Here is a 16951-nt window from a genome sequence, read left to right as displayed (position 1 = left end):
TCAGCGCCAAGCATAGTTAAGGCAAGCTCATTGTGCTTTGGTCAGACAACGCCAATTGTTGTTGCAAGGCTTGCTCCAGGTCGAGCATTGCCCTGTTGCTCGCCTCGCAGAGGCGGGCGATCTCATCTGTTGGCAAAGCCTGCGCGCAGGCCTGTTCAAGAGCATTGCAACATTCGATCACCTGCGTCGCCTGCGCGATGCGCGCGGCGCCCTTGATTTTGTGAGCGACTACGGCCAACGCCCCGCGATCTTGTTGCGGCGATAGCGCGAGCAGTTCCTGTCGGTCGAGACGGCTGCTTTTTAGCAGCTCGACCAGCAGTCGTCGGGCCTGTGTCGGGTTGCCGCCGGTCAACAGGTTAAGGCTTTGCAGGTTGAATGCCGCAGGTTGCGACGCTGGAGTGATGCCGTCGACCCACTGGCTGAGGAGACTCAGGCTCAAGGGTTTGAACAGGCAGTCGTCCATGCCGGCCTGTTTGCAGCGTTGTATTTCTTCGGGTTGCGCATTGGCCGTGAAACCCAGCACGGTGCAGGGCGGCCAGCGGTTCTGCAGCTCCTGCTGGCGAATGGCACGGGTCAGCTCATAACCGTTCATCACTGGCATGTTGCAGTCGACAATCACCAGATCAAAGCCGCCATCCATCCACCGTTCAAGTCCGCTGCGGCCGTTCTCGGCGAGGCTGAAATGATGGCCGAGGAATTCCAGTTGCTGACACATCAACAGGCGGTTGGCCGGGTGGTCATCGACCACAAGCACCCGCAGAGGCGTTAGCGAAGTCTTGAGCGCGGGTTCGTTTCTGGTCGTGCTCACCTGGACAGGCAGAGTTTCCAGCGGCAGCGAAACGCAGACCTGAGTGCCGATTCCGGGCTGGCTGCTCAATTGCAGCTGGCCGCCCATCATTTCGCACAGGTTGCGACTGATGACCAGGCCCAGACCCGCGCCGCTTCTGGCTTGCTGATGGCTGTTTTCCGCTTGCGCGAAAGGTTCGAACAAGCGTTGCTGATCCTCCGCACTGATACCCACGCCGCTGTCCTGTACGGTCAGTTGCATCAGTGCCCGTGCAGGCATCTCCGTGTTCATGAGATCGAGGGTAATCCTGACGTGACCGTGCTCGGTGAACTTGATGGCATTGCTGACTAGATTGGACAGCACTTGTTTGAAGCGCAGCGGGTCCAGATCGACATCGACCGCCAGGTCCGGCGGGTTGACGATGACTTGCAGGGCGAGATTCTTCTGTCGGGCGAGGCCGTCGAAGATTCTGGCAACCGACGCCACCATGTCGACCAGATTGACCCGTTCAGGACAAAGACTCAGGCGCCCCGACTCGATCCGTGCAATGTCGAGAATGTCGCCGATCAGGCCCAGCAGATCCTTTGCCGAATGGTAGGCCGTATCGATCGACGAACGATCCGGATGCTGTGTGTCCATGCGTTTGAGCGTCAGTTCGAGCATGCCGATCACGGCGTTCATCGGGGTACGGATTTCATGGCTCATGGTGGCCAGAAACGTGCTTTTGGCGCGGTTGGCTTCATCCGCCTGTTCCTTGGCCGCGCGAAGGTCTTCGAACAGCTGGCGGCGTTCACTGATGTCGATCCAGCCACCGATGATGCCTTTCACATCGCCGCTGGAGTCGCGATAGGGAAGTATCCAGTGATAGATCGTCAGGCGGCGGTTGCCGATGTGCAGCGGCCGGTCGAGCACCAGCGGAGTGCCTTCTGCCACGACGCGCTGATAATCGGCTTGAAAGGCCTGTGCCTCGAAAGCGTTGCTCAGGGTGCCCTGCATGACGCTTTTGCCGATAACGTCCTCACGCTTGGCATTGAAGGCTTCGAGGTAGCTGTCATTGCAGCTTTGCAACAGGCCCTGGCGGTCGCGAACGTAGATCGGATGCGGCGTACCGTTGACCAGCGAGCGCATGAATTCGAACTGGTCGTTAAGGGCACGTTCGGCCGCCTGGCGTTGTTTGATCTGGTGTCGCATATAAGCATTCCAGGCCAGCAACAGCAGCAGAACCAGGCAAGCGGCAGTGATCATTTGATAGAACAGACGCTGGTAGTTGTGCCAGATATTCTGGGAGGCGGTGGAGTAACCGCGCCACCGGCCATTGATCACACCCAGCTCTTCCGGGGCAATGCTCAGCAGAGCTTTGTTGATGATCGAGCCCAGCTCCTTGTTGTCGCGGGCGGTCGCCAGAGAGAACGCGGCCTGACCGGTGCCGATGGTGGTGGTGATCTGCAATGGATGGTCAAAGATCCGCGAAGAAATGAAGTAATTGGCGATCACCAGCGAGTTCACCGCGCCGTCGACATGCCCCTCGGCAAGCAACGAAACGGCGCTGAAGGTATCGGCCGTTTCGATCAACTGAATGAGTGGAAACTCTCGGCGCAGGTACTCGACCATCGGGTTGCCCTGGGCGATAGCCAGCGGCTTGCCTTTGAGCTGGCCCAGATTGGTTGGGCCATCGGCGCTTTTGCGGGTTAGCAAAACATAGGAGTTTTCCAGGTAAGGGCGACTGAAGTTCAGGGCTTTTTCCCGTTCGGCGGTCGGCAGCAGTGCTGCAATCAGATCGGCTTGATGGCTGTCGAGTTGCTTGATCATGTCCGCGTCGTTGCGACTGCGGCGGATCTCGAAACGCAGGCCGGTGCGCAATCGGATCAGTTCGAGCAGGTCGGCGCTGATGCCGCGGAAATTTCCATCATTGTCGAAGAAGGTCAGCGGCGCAAACGCCTCATTGACCACCACGCTCACGACAGGGTGCTGTTTGAGCCACGCCTCTTCGCGCTGGGTCAGTTGCATTTTCTGATCGGTGAGCAACAGGTCGCTGCCGGCACTCCAGCGTTTGGCGATGTTGTCGCGTTCGCTGCTTGGCACCGCTTTGAGTACGGTGTCGATGATGCCCAGCAGGTGCGGATTGTTTTGGCGTACGGCGAAGCTGAACCCCTGGGCTTCCTGTTTGCCGAAATTGGCCATACGCACGTTGTTGAGGTAGCCCTTGTTGATCATGTAATGCGTGGAAATGGTATCGCCGAGAAACACATCGGCCTGATCGAATGCCACGGCGTTGATTGCATTCTGGTAGGAGGGATAGCAGGTAATCAGCGCTTTTGGATACAGCGCCTTGACCTCGGGCAACGGCAGATAGTGATAGACCATGCTCAGTCGCAGCCCCGCCAGACCTTCGCTCAGTGAGCGGGTTTCGTCCTCGCGGGTGACGAGTACAGGCTGATCAATGGCATAGGGTGTGGAAAGCGCGAGGCTGGCGTTGCTCGCCTCGAAGCCGTTGGCTGTGCCGAGCAGGTCGACCTGGCCGTCGACCAGCGCGCGAATCGCAGCATCCCGGGAGGGGAAGCGCTGCACCCGGATTGGCAAACCGGTGGCCTGACTGAGGATTCCGGCGTAGTCAGCCGTCAGACCTTCGTAATCCTTTCCGCTGACGGTCATGTCAAAGGGTGGGTAGTCGGGCGCGGAAGTGCCGAGTATCAGTTCGCTGCGCTCATGCAGCCACTGCCGTTGGGACTGTTCGAGCGCGACCGGGACCGACTCGCTTGCCGACCGGCTGAGCAAGACATAATCCGCCGAAGCGCCAGGCATGGCGAACACGTTGGCGCTCAAGTACAGACCGGCGCACAACGCAATTAAATAGTCCTTTAAACGACTGGGCATGCGGGCTCTCACACGAGTGCGTTACGTTTGGCCATCTCGATAAGTTCTACAAGTGATTTGGCTTTGAGTTTTTGCATCAGGCGTTTTTTGTAGGTGCTGACGGTTTTATTGCTGAGGAACATGCCCTTGGCTATTTCCTTGTTGGTACGGCCCTGAGCAAATAGTTGCAATACCATCAACTCCCGATCATTGACGGATTTGAAAAGTTCCAGTTCTGCGTAACGAATATCGTCGCTGCGCACCGGATTCAACGCCTGGCTGGGGAAATAGTTGTAACCGGAAAGTACTGCCTTTATCGCGCTGACCAGTTCGCTCAAGTCTTCTTGTTTACAGACATATCCTGACGCGCCGGACTGCATGCAGCGAATACCGAATAAAGTCGGGCACTGGGCGGTCAGTACCAGGGTCTTCAATGGTGAACTCATGGCGTTGAAGCGGGCCAGCACTTCCAGGCCGTCGAGCTTGGGGATACTGATGTCGAGAATGATCAGATCAGGCATGCACTCGCGCACCATCTGCATGGCATCGACCCCGTTATCGGTTTCACCGACGACCTTATAACCTTCATGTTCCAGCAGCATGCGAACGGCGAGACGGATGACCGGGTGATCGTCAACAATAAAAACGGAGTTCATAATCAAATCCCATACAAGCACGAATAAAGCGCGCACCTTAGCTCAGATGAATGAACACTCGCATGAACTGACTTGGCTCCAGTCGCGTTATCGGATAATTCCTACAATTAATGAGGAAAGGGACTACGGCCAAACTAGGATCAACGTAAGGAAGTGCAGGGATGGTATCGGCTTATAGTTGGCTGTGTTTGTTTTGCAAGTGCTGGATGTCAATAGTTATTTCATCACTGTTTAAGTGTGCTGATTCGTCGCTTTTTTGTTGTTGGTTGTTTTGCCGTTATATCCCGGCATAAAACTGCTAAATGCACTCGTCGAAAATGACATTGCAGGTAGAAAACGATCGACAGGTAATCAGCCTGCCGGCGGTACCGGCCGGCTGAATACGCTGGATCAGTGGCTGGAGCGCCCAGTCATTTCCAGCGCCATGTCGCTGGCGTAGCTGTCGGTCATGCCAGCGATGAAATCGATCATGCGCAAAAACGATGCGTGCAATGAACCTTGTGGGTCCGGCGCATTGTTGCCCAGCAAATCGAGGATGCGTCGGCTTTTGAACGACGGAGTACGCCCATTGTGCTGTTCCAGCGCGGCGCCGCAGAACGAATTGAGCAGAATCTCCAGCGTCGTATAGGCGCCGATTTCGTGCAGGGTTTTGCGTTTGTCCTGAAAGATCTTCTTGCGCGCAATGTCCTTGGCGTTCAACACACACCGCTTGGCCGGGCCGTGCATGTGCTCGACCAGATCGCCGTGCAACGTGCCGGCGAGCAGTGCGTCCTGTTGCTCGACAAAGGCCCGCGCGGCGGCGTTGGTCAAATGCTCGATGGCTTTGCCGCGCAGGATCGCCAGTTTGCGCCGCCGCGAATCCTGCGGACCGAGTTGGCGATAGGTTTCCGGTAAATCATCGCCCACGAGGCCGAGCAGCAGGGATTCGACTTCGGCGTACTCCAGCAACTCCATCTCAAGACCGTCTTCGAGGTCGATCAGCGCATAGCAGATGTCGTCAGCGGCCTCCATCAGGTACACCAATGGATGGCGAGCCCAGCGTTGGTCTTCCAGTTGCGGCAGGCCGAGCTTGTGGGCAATTTGCTCAAGCAGCGGCAGTTCGCTCTGATAGCAGCCGAACTTGTGCTTCTTGTAACCGAGGGAGTCGGCGTGACGAGCCGTCCACGGATACTTCAGATAAGTGCCGAGGGTGGCGTAGGTCAGGCGGGTGCCACCGTCGAACTGATGGTACTCAAGCTGCGTGAGCACGCGGAAGCCCTGGGCATTGCCTTCGAAGTTAAGGAAGTCACCGCGCTCGGCTTCGCTCATGCCGTCCAGCCAGCCACGCCCGGCCGCTTGCTGAAACCAGTGGCGAATGGCGTCTTCACCGGAATGGCCGAAAGGCGGATTGCCGATGTCGTGAGCCAGGCAGGCCGACTGCACAACCATCCCCAGGTCGGCAGGATCACACCAGTCCGGAAGGGCACTGCGCAGGGTTTCGCCAACGCGCATGCCCAGCGAACGGCCCACGCAGCTGACTTCCAGCGAGTGGGTCAGGCGTGTGTGGATATGATCATTACTGGTGACCGGGTGCACTTGGGTTTTACGGCCCAGGCGACGGAAAGCTCCCGAGAAAATGATGCGGTCATGGTCTTTATGAAAAGGGCTGCGGCCAAGTTCTTGCGGGCTGTACAGCGGCTTTCCGAGGCGTTCGCGGTTGAGCAGGGTTTGCCAATCCAAGGCTGATTCTCTCCGTCAGGTGACTGAATTGACCTAGCTTCCCGGTTCAGCCGTATGCCTGCAAGCGGAACTATAATCCTGCAGCATCGATATCGATCAACAGCAGGCGTTCGCCATTGTCGAAGAACTGCCCGGCCGTCAGGCAATACTGATTGCTGGTGGCATCTCGGTAGGTATTGGAAAGGGTCAGACGCCGTTCGTCCCAACCTTCGGCCAACAGATGATAGAAGTACGGACGCCACGACCAGTTGTGTCCCAGATAGCGGTTGTCGGCGATCCAGCCGTTGTGGCGCCATTCCAGATTGGGGGTCAGTTGCGTGCCGTGGCGGTCGCACTGATAAAACCGCAGCAGCCATGGAAATGCTTCCAGGTGGGGCAATGCACTGAGTGGCGCACGGGCTTGCGCCCATTTTTGCAGGATCGCCATCAATTCACTGAGTTGCTGGCGCATCTGCATCAATCGCCCACGCTCGGCGAGCTTCTGCTGAACGTAACGCTGGCGCAGCTCGGCAAAGCGCTGCACAAAGGCGTCGGTGGCAAAGAACGCCTCCTGCGCCCGAGCGAACAGGAAACCCTGTACGTAGCGCGATCCGCATTCCAGAGCGAAATTCAGCTGCGCCTCGGTTTCGACCCCTTCGGCAATGATCCAGCAGCCGGTTTTCTCGGCCATTTGCGCGAGGGCCTTGACCACATCACTGCTCGGCCCGCCCAACGCGGCGGCCTGAAACAGTCGCATGTCGAGCTTGAGGATGTCCGGTTGCAGCGCCAGCACTCGATCGAGTTGCGAATAGCCGGCGCCAAAATCATCAATGGCAATCCGCGCCCCAGCCTCGCGATAACGCGCAACCACTTCGGCCAGACGTTGGCCATTGCCGCCCAGTTCGGTGATCTCGAACACAATGCGCTGTGGATCAACGTTGTGTCGCGCCAGTTGCTTGAGGCTGGGCAGGGCCTGGTCGGGGCGCAGGCGACTGATCCAGCGCGGCGACATATTGAGACTGAGAAACCAGTCAGCCGGGGCTTCATGCAGACGGCTCAGGGCGTTGTCGCGGATCTGCCGGTCGAGGCGGCGCAGGGCCATGGCCGGCGTGCGCGGGTCAGCGAACAGCGGCCCGACCGAGGTCAATTGTCCATCGCTCTGGCGCAGGCGGCCCAAGGCTTCGACGCCGGCGATGCGTCCAGTGGCGGTATCGATGAAAGGCTGAAAACAGGCGAGCGGTTGCCCGTCGATCACGGGGCCTCCTTAGTCGTTCTTGTTCTGGTTGAAACCTGCCGACCGGGTAGGCGTTCAGGATTGAACCTCTTCTAGAAAGAGGTTCATCCCGAAGGTATTGCAAGAATGTAGCCAGTTGCGAGAGGTCAGCGTTTGCCCGAACTCTGCATGACCAGTTTGATCAGTGGCCCGAGGCTGGTACCGAGGCGAACCAGTCGGCTCAGGCCACCGACGCCGCCGCTTTTCGCGCCCTTACCGGTGATGAATCCCAGCAGGGTGACAGCGGCCACGCCCCACAACGGCGCGTGTTTGATGCCGAATCCGCCTTGCAGGTTTTGCGACATGCCGCGCATGCGCTGCAAGGGTTGCAGCACTTGCCCGGCTTCGTGACGGATTTCCTGACGATGCATTTCCATGCGCAGGCGGATCAGTGCCTTGCGCATTTCCCGACGAGAGCTGTTATGTGGAAGTTCAGGCAGGCTCATGGCAGCAGACGCTCCCGGTCGTTGGCCAGCTCTTCGAGCGTGCCGTGGAAGGGTGAGGATTCATCGAAGACCGCAGCCTTGAGGCGCAATCCACAGAAAGCGGCCGCGAGCGTATAGAACACGCACAGGCCGATAATCGCGGGCAGGCGATAGGTATCCCAGAACACGATCAACACCAGCGTCGACAAACCTACCAGCAACAGAAGGGCAAACACCAAGGCCAAGCCTGCGAACAGCAACAGGCTGACGGTACGTGCTTTCTGCTCCTGCAATTCGATGCCGAACAATTCGACATGACTGTGCAGCAAGCCAAGGACAGCGGCGCCCAGACGCCGCGTGGAGGAAGTGGTGCCCGCAGCCGGGCCGGATTCACCGATCGACATAATCAGCGCCGAGTAGCCAGCAGGCCGATCAGAAAACCTACACCGGCAGCGATGCCGACGGATTGCCACGGATTGGCCGACACGTAGTCTTCAGTGGCGGTGACCGCCGCCTGACCGCGCTCGCGCAGGGTGTCTTCGGTCAGCTTCAGGGTTTCCCGTGCACGCAGCAGGCTGTCGTGGATCTGTTCACGCAGCTCATCAGCCTGATCGCCGGCCAGAGTGGCGGTGTGCTCGAGCAACCGTTCGGTGTCGGCGACCAATGTCTGGAAGTCGTTCATCAGGATTTCTTGAGCAGTCTTTGCCTTGATGCTGGCCATGGGTGGATCTCCGTAAGTGGCGTCTGAAGCGTTCGAGTATGAGCCTTGCGCGAAGGTTCAGTACAAATGACTGGTACAGCTTTTGCTACGTCGTGGTGCGTCGCCCGACAGTCGTGCGCTGTTGCCGAGCGTACAAGCGGGAAAACCTTAACTCAAATAACCACGGTTCGTATCAGGGCATCGACCTTGTGCGCCAAAGCGGTTCATCGGACAGCCTGATCCATGACTGCGCGGTCGCAACTTGGTGCATGAAATGCTCGTATGAACTGATTTGGTGCTCTATTTACCTGCCAGGTCTGCCTCTTTATGGAAAATCTGCAAAGCGCTGTGGACACGTTGGTTCACAGCTCCAATACGTTGTTCATTCTGATCGGTGCGGTGATGGTGCTGGCGATGCACGCCGGTTTCGCATTTCTGGAAGTCGGTACGGTGCGCCAGAAAAACCAGGTCAACGCCTTGTCGAAGATCCTCAGCGATTTCGCCGTCTCGACCCTGGCCTATTTCTTATAGGCTATTGGATCTCCTACGGCGTGACGTTCATGCAGCCGGCGGCGGTGCTGAGTGCCGATCATGGCTATGGGCTGGTGAAGTTTTTCTTTCTGCTGACCTTTGCCGCAGCGATCCCGGCGATCATTTCCGGCGGCATTGCCGAGCGGGCGCGTTTCGTTCCTCAGTTGTGTGCCACAGCGCTGATCGTGGCGTTCATTTATCCGTTTTTCGAAGGGATGATCTGGAATGGCAACTATGGCCTGCAAGCCTGGCTGACGGCGCAGTTTGGTGCGGCGTTCCATGATTTCGCCGGCTCCGTGGTGGTACATGCCATGGGCGGCTGGCTGGCGCTGGCGGCGGTGCTGCTGCTTGGCCCGCGCAATGGGCGTTATCGCGATGGTCGACTGGTCGCGTTCGCTCCGTCGAGCATTCCGTTTCTGGCGCTGGGCTCGTGGATTCTGATTGTCGGCTGGTTCGGCTTCAACGTAATGAGCGCACAGACGCTGCAGGGTGTCAGCGGACTGGTGGCAGTCAACTCGTTGATGGCGATGGTCGGTGGCACGGTGGCGGCGTTGATCGTCGGGCGCAATGACCCGGGCTTTCTGCACAACGGCCCGTTGGCCGGGTTGGTGGCGATCTGTGCAGGTTCTGATCTGATGCATCCGGTCGGCGCACTGGTGACCGGCGCCATTGCTGGTGCTCTGTTCGTCTGGTGCTTTACCGCCGCGCAGGTCAAATGGCGCATCGACGACGTCTTGGGCGTATGGCCGTTGCACGGATTGTGTGGCGTGTGGGGCGGGATTGCCTGCGGGGTTTTCGGCCAGACAGCGCTCGGTGGTCTTGGTGGCGTCAGCCTGATCAGCCAGTTGATCGGCACTGCGCTCGGCGTGGCGGTGGCGCTGATCGGCGGCTTCGTCGTTTACGGCGTGATCAAGGCGCTGCATGGCCTGCGCCTGAGTCAGGAACAAGAGTATTACGGCGCCGATCTGTCGTTGCACAAAATCGGCGCGGTGAGTCAGGACTAATTTTCAACATCGTCGGCCCCGGGATAAAAACCGTGCAGCAGGCGATAGCGATCAATGCGCACCTGATCGACTTTCTCCTGTACCTGATGCGCTGGCAGGCCGAGCATGATCAAGGCATGCGAGGCGAGCATCAGGCTCGATTCCAATAGTTCCGGCACCACTTCGGTGGCGCCGGCGGCCTTCAGTTCGGCCCATTGGCTGTCGTCACGGGTGCGCACCAGAATCGGCACGTGCGCATTGAGTCGGCGAGCTTCCTTGAGGATGCGCAGGGCGACATCGCTTTGATCCACGGCAATCACCAGCAATCGCGCACGCATCAGGCCGATGGCGGTCAGCAGTTCGCCGCGAGAGGAGTCGCCGTAATGCACGTCACTTTCCCCGCTCGAGGCTTCCTGTACCCGCACCGGGTCGTTGTCCAGAGCGATGTAAGGCTGCTTTGCGTTGCGCATGAAACGGCCGATCGATTGACCGACGCGGCCGTATCCGCAAATCACCACATGCTTGTCGAGACTGGCGTTGAGCGCGCTGATCTCCTCGATCTGTGCTTCCTGATTGGGTTTGCGGTGCAGGACCGCGGCGATACGTGGTGCCGCACGCAGCAACAGCGGTGTCAGCAGCATTGAGCAGAACGTCGCCGCGAGCAGCAGGGCGCCCAACTCTGCCGGCATCAGGCTGTTTTGTTGCATCTGCGCCATCAGTGCGAAGCAGAATTCTCCCCCTTGGGCCAGCGCCAAACCACTGCGCCACGCGGTTTCACTGTCACTGCCGCGCCACTTCACCAGCAGCGCCACCACGATGCCCTTGATCACCATCAAACCGAGGGTCAGGCCGAGGATCAGCAGGCTGTGACTGACGAACAATTGCAGGTCGATCAGCATGCCGATGCTGACAAAAAACACCCCGAGCAGAATGTCGCGGAAAGGCCGGATATCGGCTTCGATCTGATGTCGGTAGTGGCTTTCACCCAACAGCATGCCGGCGAGAAAAGCGCCAAGGGCAGGGGACAGGCCGAGCAAGTGAGTCAGCCATGCGGTCAACAGCACGATCACCAGCGCCAACAGTACGAATAACTCAGCCGAGCGCGACGCAGCCACTTCATGGAACAGCCGAGGCAACAACCAGCGACTGGCGAGCAGCAGACCGACAAACAGCACCACGGTTTTCGCCAGGGTCATCGGCAATGCCCAATACCAGACCTGATCACTGCTTCCGGCGAACACCGGCACCAGGGTCAGCAGCAAGACCGCGACCACGTCCTGAAACAGCAGAACGCCGACGGCATTCTGGCCGTGACTGCTGAACACTTCGCCGAGGCTGCCCAGCTCTTTGGTCACGATCGCCGTGGACGACAGCGACAGTCCTGCGCCAAGCAACAGTGCAGAAGTCATCGGCATGCCCAGCGACATCAGCAGCAGACCCAACAGCGCCGTGCTGATCAGAACCTGCTGGCTGCCCAGACGAAATACGACCTGGCGCAGCGCAATCATCTTCGACAGGGAAAACTCCAGGCCCAACGAAAACAACAGGAACACCACACCCAGTTCAGCCACGTCGGGGAGGTGTTCACTCTCGTTGACCCAATCGAAGGCACTCGGCCCGACGAGCAAGCCCACGCACAGGTAGCCCAACACCGGCGGCAATCGCAGGCGACGGAACAGCGCAATCACCACGAGGGACGAGGCGAGGATGATCAACAGGTTGGCAAACACTGGACACTCCGATGTCAGGGCTCTGGCTTCTCAAGCGTAGAGGCAAAAAGACCGGGAGCATTGCGTAATTGGTTTTTCAGCGGGCTGATTTGCGTCAGGGTTTTGCGAGTGAAACGCCACAAATACGCTTAAGCCTTCGGGCTGCGGTGGCTCGACGGGTTTTCAGGGGCGGCATAGAATAGGCGCACTCATTTCTGGTCGAAGCCATCATGCCTCCTGAATGTCAGCTGTTCGGCACCTTGGGGTGTCATCTGTGTGAAGTCGCGGAAGCTGAACTGATGCCCTTTGTCGAGCACGGCTTGCTCGTTGAGCTGGTTGATATCGCCGAGGACGAGCGCTGGTTTGAGGCTTACGGCCTGCGGATTCCGGTACTGCGTCGAATCGACACCGGGGCTGAACTGGACTGGCCGTTCAGCGCCGATGAGGTCGTGGCGTTTCTCCGTTAATCAGCTTTCATGCAGCATTCCGCTGGTCGCTCACGAGCATCCAGCCCTTGGCACTTCCCGGCTTGTTCGGTTACTGTATGTTCATACAGTAATTGGGTCAGAGGGATGAACCGTGGTCAATGTCGAACAGTTGAAGAACAGCGTTAACCGGATGTCGGTTGATGTGGTGCGCGAGGCCGTTCTCGAATTGCGCCTGGACGGGTTGGTCACGGAGGGCAAGACGCCATTCAACAAACTGCATTTCAATACCTGTTTTGCCGAGATCGAAGCCCTGTTTCAGCGCGCCGGTTATCACAAGCAGTTGGATGTGGTCGGTTATCAGGGTTTGCTCTACGCCTTGTACGACCCGGGCCGCTGGGAGGCGGTCGACGTGTTGCGCTGGCTCAAGGAATTCACCGAGGCGGCGGCGCTCAAGTCGATTCCCGCCTGAGGATTCAGCGCTAGGTTCGTTTCCCCCAGTGTTGGATAATGCCGGACTGCTTTAATGGTTCGAGTTTCCGTATGTCCACATCAACATTTTCCGCTGCACACAATCAGGCCAGCACACTGTACCTGCCGCCGGGTACTTGGCTGACCGTACTTGATTGTTTGTGCGAGCATTTCAGTGCCATTGGGCGCGAGCAGTGGCTGGACCGGATTGCCCGGGGGCGGGTGCTGGATGGCCAAGGTCAGCCGATTGCGTTGGACTTGCCCTACAAGGAAGGCCTGCGGATTCACTACTTTCGCGAAGTGCCGGACGAAAAACCGATACCGATGGTCGAGTCGATTCTTTATGCCGACGAACATCTGGTGGTGGCTGACAAACCTCACTTTCTCCCGGTGACCCCGGCCGGCGAGTATGTCGAGCAAACCTTGCTGCGCAGGCTGATTCGTCGGCTGGACAATCCTCATCTGGTGCCACTGCACCGCATCGACCGGCATACGGCGGGGCTGGTGATCTTCTCGGCTAATCCGCAAACCCGTTCCGCGTATCAGTCGCTGTTCCCGACACGGCAGATCGACAAGCGCTACGAAGCGATTGCTCCGGCATTGCCTGAACTCAGTTTCCCCTTGGTGCACAAAAGCCGCCTTATTGATGGCGAGCCTTTTTTCCGTATGCAGGAGGGGCCGGGCGTCAGCAACACCGAAACGGCTGTGGAAGTCCGGGAAAAGAACGGCGATCTCTGGCGCTACGGCCTGTATCCGGTGACCGGCAAGAAACATCAACTGCGCGTGCACATGACCGCGTTGGGGGCGAGCATCTGCAACGATCCGTTTTACCCGGATGCACTGAAAGACGTCGAGGATGACTACGCCAATCCACTCAAATTACTGGCACAAGGGCTGCGCTTTATCGATCCGGTGACCGGTGAGGAACGTGAATTCGAAAGTCGCATCACCCTGCAATGGTGACATCGGTGCCATTTTTCGAGCGCCCATGAAAAAGCCCGCATATCTATGCGGGCTTTTCTGTATCCGGTGTCGACCCAGAGCTTACAACTCTTTAACGGTACGAACCTGATCCTTGTTGATGCGGGTTTCTTTGCCGTCGAGCTGTTTGAACTCGTAGAAGCCCGAATCATCATCGTATTGCGGGGTGTCGACGGCCTGGATTTCGCGACCGTCATTCAAGGTGATCACTGTTGGCGACGAGCAACCGGCGAGGGTAGCTAGGCCCAGTGCGAGCATGAAAGTGGCGAGGGTCCGTTGAGTCATGAGTGTGTCTCCGAATGGGAATTCTTTTGGTTACTGAGCTTGAGACGTATACAAGGCGTGAGAGTTCCTTGAATAGTGTCAGTCTGACACAGTGTTGTGCGCATTTAACAGGTCGGGGGTGTTCAGGTTGGCCAGCCGTGGGTCGTTGTCGGGACAGTGCAGCGCGGTGGCGCCGAGACCGCGCATGACCCGCCCGGGGCTGCGTTCCCCGGCATTCCATGCGTCTTCGAAGGCCGGTAAGAGGGCGACCGGGATCACGCACAACAACGGTTCCCAGTGCTCGTCATGGCGCAACATTAATGGTTTGTCATGATGCAGATTCGCGGTCTCGCGCATGCTTTGTAGCAACGCACCATCAATACGCGGGACATCGCAGGGCAATACCAACAGATGCGAATGGCGTGCGGCTTTCAGGCCGGCGCGAATACCGGCCAACGGACCGGGAAAGTCACCCTCGTCGTCCACCACCAACTGATCGGCGAACGGCGCGTAACGCTCACGATTACGGTTGCAGGAGATGATCAGGTCATCGGTGAGCGGACGGGTCTTGCGCTGTAGATGCGCAATCAACGGCTCGCCCAGCCACTCCACCAGACCTTTGTCCTGACCGCCCATGCGTTGCCCGCGTCCACCCGCCAAAAGCAAGATGGAGCAGGGCGGCAGTTGCGTGTCAAAGGTCATGGCAGCTCTCCGGAGGGGCGGCGAAAAAAGGGGGCGCTGTGATATAACACCGGGCTGTTTTCCCTACAACTGGAAGAGCCTATGAAAGCCAAGGCTGATGTACCTTTCGTGCCGCTCAATATTGCGGTTCTGACTGTCAGCGATACCCGAACCCTGGAAACCGACACTTCAGGCCAGGTCTTCGTCGACCGACTGGCGGCCGCCGGCCACAATCTGGCAGCGCGGGTCCTGCTCAAAGATGACCTCTACAAAATTCGCGCGCAAGTCGCCAACTGGATTGCCGACGATGTCGTGCAGGTGGTGCTGATCACCGGTGGCACCGGGTTCACGGGCCGCGACAGCACCCCTGAAGCCGTCACGTGTCTGCTCGACAAGCAAGTGGATGGGTTTGGGGAGTTGTTCCGGCAGATATCGGTGGCCGATATCGGCACCTCGACCGTGCAATCCCGAGCGCTGGCCGGTCTGGCCAATGGCACGCTGGTTTGCTGCTTGCCGGGTTCGACCAATGCCGTGCGTACGGGGTGGGATGGGATTTTGGGTGAGCAACTGGACGCTCGTCACCGTCCGTGCAATTTCGTTCCTCATCTGAAACAGGCAGCGCCTTGTGAATCCCGTGGGTAAGCCGGGCAAGACGGGCTCGTTGATGCCCGTCGAAGTGGCGCTGGCGCGACTGCTGGAAATGGCTGAGACCTCGCCAATCGTCGAGCACGAATATTTGCCACTGGCTCAAGTCGAGGGTCGGGTACTGGCCGAAGATCTGGTTTCGACCCTGGATCTGCCACCTTGGCCCAACAGTGCCATGGACGGATATGCCTTGAACCTCTCGGATTGGGCGGGCGAACCGCTGCCGGTTAGTCAAAAGGTGTTTGCCGGGCAGTCTCCGGAAGCTTTGAAACCCGGTACCTGTGCGCGAATCTTCACGGGGGCGCCGATACCACCTGGTGCCAATTGCGTGGAAATGCAGGAAAACGCTGACGTTCAGTCCGATGGAAGCGTGCGTTTCGTTGAAGCTCTGAAGATCGGGCAGAACATTCGCCCCCAAGGCCAGGAAACAACCGTCGGGGAACTGATACTTCCCGGCGGAACGCGACTTGGTCCGATTGAACAAGGCTTGTCCGCGTCGCTGGGGTGCGCCGGGCTGAAAGTTGTGCGCAAGGTTCGAGTTGCGGTGATTTCTACTGGCGACGAACTGGTCGAACCGGGTCAGCCATTGGGGCCGGGGCAGATTTACAACAGTAATCGGGTGTTGCTGTGCAGCTGGTTACTGCGTCTGGGCTGTGAGGTGATCGACGCTGGCATTCTTCCTGATGACCTTGCCACCACCCGTGCCCGGCTCGGTGAGTTGCAGAATGTTGATCTGATACTTTCCACCGGTGGTGTATCAGTAGGTGAAGCGGATTTTCTGGGTATTGCCCTGCGAGAAGAGGGCGAACTGGCTCTTTGGAAACTGGCCATCAAGCCCGGAAAACCGCTGACATTCGGACATTTCCGCAATGTGCCGGTCATCGGTTTGCCTGGTAACCCGGCGTCGACGTTGGTGACCTTTGCTCTGCTGGCTCGCCCCTACCTGTTGCGCCGGCAGGGAGTGCGGGATGTCGAGCCTCTGAAGTTCCCGGTGCCGGCAGGCTTCACCTGGCCGGTTGCCGGCAATCGCCGTGAATACCTGCGTGGGCGTCTCGAGCAAGGGCGGGCGACGATCTATCGTAACCAGAGTTCCGGTGTGCTGCGCAGTGCCGCGTGGGCAGATGGATTGGTTGAAGTGCTGGAAGGCCGCACTCTGAATGTAGGGGATGAGGTCGTTTTCATTCCACTGAGTGATCTACTGGGCTGATCGAGCGTAAATGCAGGCGTCGGCTGAAACAGTCGAAGCCTGCAATGTTTCTCTGAGTCAATGGCTGATCAGCGTAACAAGCTGGTCGAATCGGCTATTGGCCACCCAACCCAGCAGAGCCAGTACTACTGCTGTTGCACCCGCCGAATAGGCAAGACGGTGTTTGATTGTTCTGACGTCACTACGAACTTCGTCCATGTCCCGTCGAATGTATTTGAGGTGGGTTTCCAGCTCGGTAACACGAGGTTCCATATCAACTTCTCCAGTGGTCTTGGCGTTGCTTTTGAACTCGGACTTGGGGTTCGCGCGACTTTCGGCGAGAGGGCCAACCGGACTCACTGGCATTCTGGCTTCAAGGCTCTGCATGGAAAAATCCAACAGCGGCTGTTTCGGATAGAAGCCAGTAACCTTTTCCATCTGTCGAGCTGTTAAAAAAACTCGGGGTGTATCGACTCATTACATGCACGTCCTTGTGTTATTGGGATGATTGATACCGCCGACACACGGTGAACCAATGGCCGAGCTTGGTCAATTAAGCCGATTCCTCTTGTTTTGTAAGAAAAAATACCGCTGTGTAAGACGCCTCGTCCGGTCGCTTGAATTAATTGTCATTCTTGCGGCTTTTTTAGGTGCCGCTGCGGTCAAGATGTTTCAACCGATTC

General features: G+C 58.2%; 16 protein-coding genes and 1 pseudogene. 6 read left to right on the top strand and 11 right to left on the bottom strand.

Annotated features, from left to right (window positions below):
- Window positions 1–16 precede the first annotated feature (16 nt).
- The 7 genes from ACA043_RS20725 to ACA043_RS20695 form a co-directional block, all read right to left on the bottom strand.
- On the bottom strand, window positions 17–3661 hold the full coding sequence (locus tag ACA043_RS20725; RefSeq protein WP_497615059.1) for a transporter substrate-binding domain-containing protein: 3645 nt from the start codon (window positions 3659–3661) through the stop codon (window positions 17–19).
- A gap of 8 nt (window positions 3662–3669) precedes the next feature.
- Complete coding sequence (locus ACA043_RS20720; RefSeq protein ID WP_016985478.1) at window positions 3670–4296, bottom strand: response regulator transcription factor; 627 nt, start codon at window positions 4294–4296, stop codon at window positions 3670–3672.
- Window positions 4297–4686: 390 nt separating this feature from the next.
- On the bottom strand, window positions 4687–6015 hold the full coding sequence (locus tag ACA043_RS20715) for a deoxyguanosinetriphosphate triphosphohydrolase (RefSeq protein WP_187679561.1): 1329 nt from the start codon (window positions 6013–6015) through the stop codon (window positions 4687–4689).
- Between the two features lie 70 nt (window positions 6016–6085).
- Window positions 6086–7249, bottom strand: a complete 1164-nt coding sequence (locus tag ACA043_RS20710) for an EAL domain-containing protein (RefSeq protein WP_401267136.1) — start codon at window positions 7247–7249, stop codon at window positions 6086–6088.
- A 125-nt stretch (window positions 7250–7374) separates the two neighbouring features.
- Entirely contained in the window at window positions 7375–7713 is a 339-nt protein-coding gene (locus ACA043_RS20705) for a hypothetical protein (RefSeq protein WP_497657835.1), read from the bottom strand.
- Complete coding sequence (locus ACA043_RS20700; protein WP_497615058.1) at window positions 7710–8096, bottom strand: phage holin family protein; 387 nt, start codon at window positions 8094–8096, stop codon at window positions 7710–7712. Before ACA043_RS20700 ends, ACA043_RS20705 begins: the two co-directional genes overlap by 4 nt.
- Window positions 8097–8098: 2 nt before the next feature.
- A complete protein-coding gene (locus tag ACA043_RS20695) occupies window positions 8099–8413 on the bottom strand; it encodes an ElaB/YgaM/YqjD family protein (protein ID WP_122591936.1) in 315 nt (104 codons plus the stop codon).
- 306 nt (window positions 8414–8719) lie between these two features.
- On the opposite strand from ACA043_RS20695, the pseudogene ACA043_RS20690 reads away from it, so the two are divergent.
- Window positions 8720–9927 (top strand): annotated as a pseudogene (locus ACA043_RS20690) (ammonium transporter).
- Here the strand turns inward: ACA043_RS20690 and ACA043_RS20685 are convergent.
- Window positions 9924–11636 (bottom strand): cation:proton antiporter, encoded by a 1713-nt coding sequence (locus ACA043_RS20685; RefSeq protein ID WP_187679556.1) that lies wholly within the window; start codon window positions 11634–11636, stop codon window positions 9924–9926. The pseudogene ACA043_RS20690 and the gene ACA043_RS20685 overlap by 4 nt on opposite strands.
- Before the next feature lie 209 nt (window positions 11637–11845).
- On the opposite strand from ACA043_RS20685, the gene ACA043_RS20680 reads away from it, so the two are divergent.
- The 3 genes from ACA043_RS20680 to ACA043_RS20670 all read left to right on the top strand — a co-directional run bounded on the left by ACA043_RS20680 (window position 11846) and on the right by ACA043_RS20670 (window position 13474).
- On the top strand, window positions 11846–12082 hold the full coding sequence (locus ACA043_RS20680; protein ID WP_401267145.1) for a glutaredoxin family protein: 237 nt from the start codon (window positions 11846–11848) through the stop codon (window positions 12080–12082).
- A 112-nt stretch (window positions 12083–12194) separates the two neighbouring features.
- Window positions 12195–12512, top strand: a complete 318-nt coding sequence (locus ACA043_RS20675) for a transcriptional regulator (protein ID WP_003226726.1) — start codon at window positions 12195–12197, stop codon at window positions 12510–12512.
- A gap of 71 nt (window positions 12513–12583) precedes the next feature.
- Window positions 12584–13474, top strand: a complete 891-nt coding sequence (locus tag ACA043_RS20670; protein WP_497657834.1) for a pseudouridine synthase — start codon at window positions 12584–12586, stop codon at window positions 13472–13474.
- A gap of 81 nt (window positions 13475–13555) precedes the next feature.
- Here the strand turns inward: ACA043_RS20670 and ACA043_RS20665 are convergent, their stop codons facing one another.
- Window positions 13556–13777, bottom strand: coding sequence for a YgdI/YgdR family lipoprotein (locus ACA043_RS20665; RefSeq protein WP_187679553.1), 222 nt, complete (start codon window positions 13775–13777; stop codon window positions 13556–13558).
- 78 nt (window positions 13778–13855) lie between these two features.
- Complete coding sequence (gene mobA / locus ACA043_RS20660) at window positions 13856–14458, bottom strand: molybdenum cofactor guanylyltransferase MobA (protein WP_187679552.1); 603 nt, start codon at window positions 14456–14458, stop codon at window positions 13856–13858.
- A gap of 81 nt (window positions 14459–14539) precedes the next feature.
- On the opposite strand from mobA, the gene moaB reads away from it, so the two are divergent.
- A complete protein-coding gene (gene moaB, locus ACA043_RS20655; RefSeq protein ID WP_187679551.1) occupies window positions 14540–15079 on the top strand; it encodes a molybdenum cofactor biosynthesis protein B in 540 nt (179 codons plus the stop codon).
- Entirely contained in the window at window positions 15063–16289 is a 1227-nt protein-coding gene (locus ACA043_RS20650) for a molybdopterin molybdotransferase MoeA (protein ID WP_497657833.1), read from the top strand. The genes moaB and ACA043_RS20650 overlap by 17 nt, the downstream gene beginning before the upstream one ends.
- 57 nt (window positions 16290–16346) lie before the next feature.
- Here the strand turns inward: ACA043_RS20650 and ACA043_RS20645 are convergent, their stop codons facing one another.
- Window positions 16347–16655, bottom strand: a complete 309-nt coding sequence (locus ACA043_RS20645) for a hypothetical protein (RefSeq protein ID WP_187679575.1) — start codon at window positions 16653–16655, stop codon at window positions 16347–16349.
- Between the last annotated feature and the right edge of the window lie 296 nt (window positions 16656–16951).

The organism is Pseudomonas sp. LBUM1648 (genome assembly GCF_059716145.1).
Note: the sequence above shows the minus strand (reverse complement) of the source record. Positions and strands in the feature narration are given on the sequence as shown.